This window comes from Hydrocoleum sp. CS-953 (assembly GCF_002260545.1).
In the GTDB taxonomy this organism is placed as follows: Bacteria; Cyanobacteriota; Cyanobacteriia; order Cyanobacteriales; family Microcoleaceae; genus Trichodesmium.
The window spans coordinates 1-5,276 of the sequence record NZ_LGSU01000892.1 but is presented as its reverse complement, the minus strand read 5'-3'; the positions used below and the strand labels follow the sequence as shown (position 1 = coordinate 5,276).

7 protein-coding genes and 1 pseudogene are annotated in these 5,276 nt (G+C 37.8%); 6 read left to right on the top strand and 2 right to left on the bottom strand.

The window, feature by feature from the left end; translation table 11 throughout:
* Positions 1-236 precede the first annotated feature (236 nt).
* On the top strand, positions 237-617 hold the full coding sequence (locus tag AFK68_RS11920) for a hypothetical protein (RefSeq protein WP_094673001.1): 381 nt from the start codon (positions 237-239) through the stop codon (positions 615-617).
* Here AFK68_RS11920 and AFK68_RS11915 read toward each other — a convergent pair whose 3' ends face one another.
* Positions 618-902 carry a hypothetical protein gene (locus AFK68_RS11915; protein ID WP_094672999.1) on the bottom strand — a complete coding sequence of 95 codons (285 nt, stop codon included), beginning with the start codon at positions 900-902 and terminating at the stop codon, positions 618-620.
* Positions 903-1,078: 176 nt separating this feature from the next.
* Here AFK68_RS11915 and AFK68_RS11910 point away from each other — a divergent pair, with 176 nt between their 5' ends.
* The gene (locus AFK68_RS11910) at positions 1,079-1,339 is read left to right on the top strand and encodes a hypothetical protein (RefSeq protein WP_143437805.1); all 261 of its coding nucleotides are present in this window, start codon (positions 1,079-1,081) and stop codon (positions 1,337-1,339) included.
* Positions 1,335-1,466, top strand: a pseudogene (locus tag AFK68_RS44875) (hypothetical protein); the annotation flags it as partial. The gene AFK68_RS11910 and the pseudogene AFK68_RS44875, both read left to right, overlap by 5 nt.
* Before the next feature lie 143 nt (positions 1,467-1,609).
* Here the strand turns inward: AFK68_RS44875 and AFK68_RS36655 are convergent.
* Positions 1,610-1,753, bottom strand: a complete 144-nt coding sequence (locus tag AFK68_RS36655; protein WP_168186427.1) for a hypothetical protein — start codon at positions 1,751-1,753, stop codon at positions 1,610-1,612.
* Between AFK68_RS36655 and AFK68_RS36650 the strand changes: the two genes are divergently transcribed.
* The 3 genes from AFK68_RS36650 to AFK68_RS11900 all read left to right on the top strand — a co-directional run bounded on the left by AFK68_RS36650 (position 1,689) and on the right by AFK68_RS11900 (position 5,137).
* Positions 1,689-2,198, top strand: coding sequence for an N-acetylmuramoyl-L-alanine amidase (locus AFK68_RS36650; RefSeq protein WP_371357336.1), 510 nt, complete (start codon positions 1,689-1,691; stop codon positions 2,196-2,198). The genes AFK68_RS36655 and AFK68_RS36650 overlap by 65 nt on opposite strands.
* Before the next feature lie 100 nt (positions 2,199-2,298).
* The gene (locus AFK68_RS38685) at positions 2,299-2,445 is read left to right on the top strand and encodes a hypothetical protein (protein ID WP_210407361.1); all 147 of its coding nucleotides are present in this window, start codon (positions 2,299-2,301) and stop codon (positions 2,443-2,445) included.
* 757 nt (positions 2,446-3,202) lie between these two features.
* The gene (locus AFK68_RS11900) at positions 3,203-5,137 is read left to right on the top strand and encodes a S9 family peptidase (RefSeq protein ID WP_210407360.1); all 1,935 of its coding nucleotides are present in this window, start codon (positions 3,203-3,205) and stop codon (positions 5,135-5,137) included.
* Positions 5,138-5,276: the final 139 nt, after the last annotated feature.

The window sequence follows — 5,276 nt, the reverse complement described above, 5'->3', positions numbered from 1 at the left end:
ATCATTTAAGGATAATGGATTTTCTGTGTTTACTGCTTCAGACATTGGACTGAGAATATCTGCAGTTGTTGATTTTGGATGAGCTAATTAAAATATATCCGAAAAACATCAGATTGCAAGATATTGCTATAATTGTAAAACTGCTTGCATTCCCTAAAAAAAAATAAAATTATTGAGTTGCAAGCACTTCTTAACATGAATTTTTCTGTCGTTATCTTCTTTCATTTTAATCAAAGATGCCTAACTTATCAGATAGTAATAACTGGGTAAAAATATATGAGGGGAGTTGGGATATATCAGGGGAGCCAAGTAAACAAAATAGGCTCCCTAATCAAAGAATTGAAATGCCGTTGAGGACTAACTACCATAAAGTTACTATTGCTAGTAATTCAGCTCTTTCTCAATGGTGGTTAGGAGGTTGGATTGCCTTGCAAGTGAAAGACCAAGCAAGTAACAGCTATTCTGATGTGTATAGACAGAAATTGCATTTAAGAAGTCCGACTATTTTACACTATCAATTAGATGGTGCAACACCTAGTTACTCGCTATTATTTCAACCTGTTTTTTGGTTTAAAGATATAGAAATATTAGTAGAAGCTTATCAGTCAATTATTTGATTATGTGACACCTAGTGATTCTAGGTTTTCAAAAGTTTCTGTTAGATATGTATCCATGTCTATACAATCAGTTGATTCAAGCTTGTCTAGAAATTCTGAGACTGTTTCCTTGCCACATAACATGGCGTGTAAAGAGGATTGAACAAAGAGGTAATTCTTCATTATTTCCTCTTGCTCACTAGGATGGGCAGCCATATTAATTTCCAGCCCTAAAGCGTCCTCAACAGCTCTGTAGCCATCTGGGTCGTAATTTTCTGGGAGAATTATGTAGCTAACATTTTCCATAAGTTACTTAATTTTCTTACTAAAAAGCTGTCACAGCAGGGATTTCTGATAAAGCACTCAACCATTGTGTAACACCACCTGTCAGTAGCCACAATTCCGGTTTTGCTGACTTTGTAGGAACTAACGAAGGTGACTTTGCTGACTTCTACCAGTTTGAAATTTCCCAACCCAGGTCATTGAGCTATAAAGTTCATAACTACGACCATTTAATTGATGTCGAAATAATGGACGCTTGGGGTCAACCCATTAGTGCCAATGAGCAGATCGAGGGAGCTTACTCCATCAGACAAGGTGGTTTTATTCATTCCTTATCTCCAGGCACCTACTATGCCAGAGTCGATGCTCCACAAGACCCAAACCTATATACCAACTATGAAGTAGTCTTTAACTTGGAAAGTCCTCCCTTGATTTCGTCTACTCCATCTAAATTACATTAATACTCCATCTAATGATATTAATCAGGTTTATCAAGAATACTCGTGGAGACTAGGTAGTCCTACTTCCGATGTAATTTACTACAATGGTTACGAGTATCAACTATTTGATGGTGGTTCCATTGTTGAGAGTCAAAACGGCGCTTACCCACTATACGGTGCAATTCGCCAAAAATATTTAGAAACTGATGGTGGGCTAAACGGATATCTAGGCGCACCTACCAGTGCAGAATATAATTGGAATGGAATTACACGTCAAGATTTTGAGGGAGGTTACATTACTTGGGATAATATTAGCGGTGCTATAGTTAATGGTAATAATAATTTTTCCTCAACACCAGAACCACTGGCTATTGAATGGATTTTTAGCCCCAACTTTGAACCTCGCCCCGGCGGTCCATCAGATGTAACCAGCATTATTTTCCATCACACAGGAAGCGATAATGGTGATGGTACAATTAGCTGGTTTCAAAATCCAAACTCGCGAGTATCTGCTCATTATGTCGTAGATCGGGACGCTCAAATTACAAACATGGTGGATACTAACGACAGGGCATGGCACGCAGGAATTTCAGAATTAAACGGTCGCTCTAATGTTAACGACTTCTCTATCGGTATTGAAATTGTGAATCCCGATGGCAATTGGTCTCCTTATACCGAAGCCCAATATCAGTCCTTAGAGTGGTTAACCCAGGATTTATTGAACAAATATCCTTCCATTACTCATATTACAGGACACGAAGATGTTGCACTTCCTAAAGGTCGTAAGTCAGATCCTGGAGATTTGTTTGATTGGAACCGAATTAGGGAGGCTGCTTACGGGGCAAATCCTAATGTGTTCCCAGTAGTTGGAGCAGTCTAATAGTAAGACATCGCTTTCTTCTTTCTAGAAGGCGATCGCCTAGAACTAAAAACAGTGGATGGCATCGTAGCGTAACGCACCTGGCAACATCAAAAATGGTGTGTTAGGCTCCACTTCCTCCTGCTTTTCATATTGCGCATCAAAACGCACCCTACTAGACTATGAAGATTATAGCGATCGCGTCAGCGGAACGGAGTTCTATCGCTCTTTCTCAACTACAAGAGCGATCGCTTTTTGGTATAGTTAGAATAATTAGTAAATTCCCATTGTCAAAGAGTTAGGGTTTGGAGACCAAACCCCTACAATTATTATCGCCATATTTAAAAATTGCAAATTCCTGAACCAGAGTAAACTATACTTTCATATTCAATCTCCCCACCTCTTTATCTCTCGACTGAAACTAACCTAATAACCAACTCCGCACCTTTGGTTTGTATTCCGTTTTTATCTTTGCTACTCTCCAAAGATAGAGCGGTAAATTTTTCATAGCTCAAACTTATAACTAACTTAGTAAACTCTTATCACTTAATACCAATTTGAAAAAAGAATGTTACGAATAATAAGGGCAAGAAAAAGACTTGACAGGAGATGTCCATTTGACTAATAAGATCAAATATGAACTAATCAATGGCATCAAAGCTATTCCCATACCACTCATGTAGGGGTGATTCGCGTAATTAGGAGCATTCCGGCACGGAAATCACCCCTACAACTCCTGACTCCTAAAAAATCACCTACCTATTTGTAGCAAACATTTATCAAAATGGTATAAAACATTTTTTAATACTGTATATTAACAGGACTTAGACATTAGATACCAAAACCTAGGACTTGAGATTGCTATCCGTTCCGGACTGCTCCACAAACCCTGTAGGTCGCAATGAGGAAAATAAGTTATACTGCCTAAGTCATAATTAAATAAATCAAACGGAAGATTTAGAACTTGACAATTGACAATAACAAAATTAAATAGTAGACATTATCTTATATAGTAATCTTAAATTATGACACAAATAGCACCTTATGGTTCCTGGAAATCCCCTATTACTACTGACTTGATTGTAGCCGGAACAATTGGACTTAGTAGTATTACCATTGATGGTGATGATGTCTACTGGATTGAAGGACGACCTTCAGAGGGTGGACGAAATGTAATTGTGCGCCACACTCCAGATGGACAGACAACTGACATTACTCCTCCACCTTTTAATGTACGCACCCGTGTCCATGAATACGGCGGTGGTGCTTTCTTAGTGGCAGATGGTACGATATATTTTTCTAATTTTGCTGACCAACGTCTCTATCGTCAAACACCAGGTAAAGAACCCCAACCTTTAACTCCAGAGGCAAATATGCGTTATGCGGATGGTGTGATAGATAAACAAGGCGATCGCTTAATTTGTATTCAGGAAGATCATACACAGAATGGGGAACCTGTCAATAGGATAGTTAGCATTAATCTCAAAAATGGAGAAGATATCCAGATATTGGCAGAAGGTTATGATTTTTATGCTTCACCGAGTCTGAGTAATGATGGTTCCCAACTTTGCTGGATTAGTTGGAATCATCCAAATATGCCTTGGGATGGTACGGAGTTGTGGGTAGCTCCGATGAATACAGATGGTTCATTAGGTGAAATTAGCTTACTTGCTGGAGGGAACGCAGAATCAATTTTTCAACCCCAGTGGTCTCCAGATGGAATGTTATGTTTTGTGAGCGATCGCTCTAAATGGTGGAATCTTTATCGGGTGCCTGGAGTGACTGAGGCAGAAAATGTAGACCCATTATATCCTTTGGATGCTGAGTTTGGAATGCCACAATGGGTATTTGGAATGTCTACTTATGCTTTCACAGCAGCTAACAAAATTCTCTGCACTTTTTCTCAGAATGGAATTTGGCATTTGGCAACTCTTAATACTACTAAAAAACATCTACAGGAAATAGAAATACCCTATACTTCTATTAGTTCTTTAACAGCCAAAGGTAGCCAAGTTTGTTTTTTGGGAAGTTCCCCTACAGAACCTAGTTCAGTTATCCAAATAAATCTCTCTACAGGTGACATTAATGTTTTAAAAAGTTCTACAGATTTAAAAATTGATTCTGGTTATTTATCTATTCCTAAAACAATAGAATTTCCGACAGAAAATGGCAAAAGTGCTTATGGTTTCTTTTACCCACCAACTAATAAAGATTACACTGCACCTGGAGAAGTAAAACCACCTCTTTTAGTCAAAAGTCATGGGGGGCCAACAGCAGCAACTTCTAGTAGTTTAAGTTTAAAAATTCAATATTGGACGAGTCGTGGTTTTGCCCTACTTGATGTTAATTATGGAGGTAGCACTGGATATGGAAGAGAGTATCAGCAAAGACTAAAAAATAATTGGGGTATTGTTGATGTTGATGATTGTGTAAATGGCGCTGAATATTTAGCTAAACAGGAATTAGTAGATAATAATCGTATGGCTATTTCTGGTGGTAGTGCCGGAGGTTATACAACTTTATGTGCCTTAACTTTTAAGGATGTATTTAAAGCTGGAGCGAGTTATTATGGAGTTAGTGACTTAGAGGCTTTAGCAACAGATACTCATAAGTTTGAATCCCGTTATTTAGATGGATTAATCGGACCTTATCCTGAAACAAAAGAGATTTATAAACAGCGATCACCTATTAATTTTACTGAGGGTTTGTCTTGCCCTGTAATTTTTTTCCAAGGCTTAGAAGATAAAATTGTACCGCCAAATCAAGCTGAGAAAATGCTAGAAGTTTTGAAGCAAAAAGGATTGCCAGTGGCTTATGTTGCTTTTCCAGAAGAACAACATGGTTTTCGCCGTTCCGAGAATATTAAACGAGCATTAGATGGAGAGTTTTATTTTTATTCCCGTGTATTTGGATTTACACCTGCTGATAATTTAGAGGAGCTAGAAATTATTAATCTTTAAGGTTGTGGAAGGATGCTTGAATAATTAATAATTAAGAATTGATAATTAATAATTACCGAAATATTGTGGTTTAAAGCCTCCCCTTTTAAGGGGATAATAAATAAAAATTTTCCTGTTCGTCAATCCTCTTCTTTTTAAG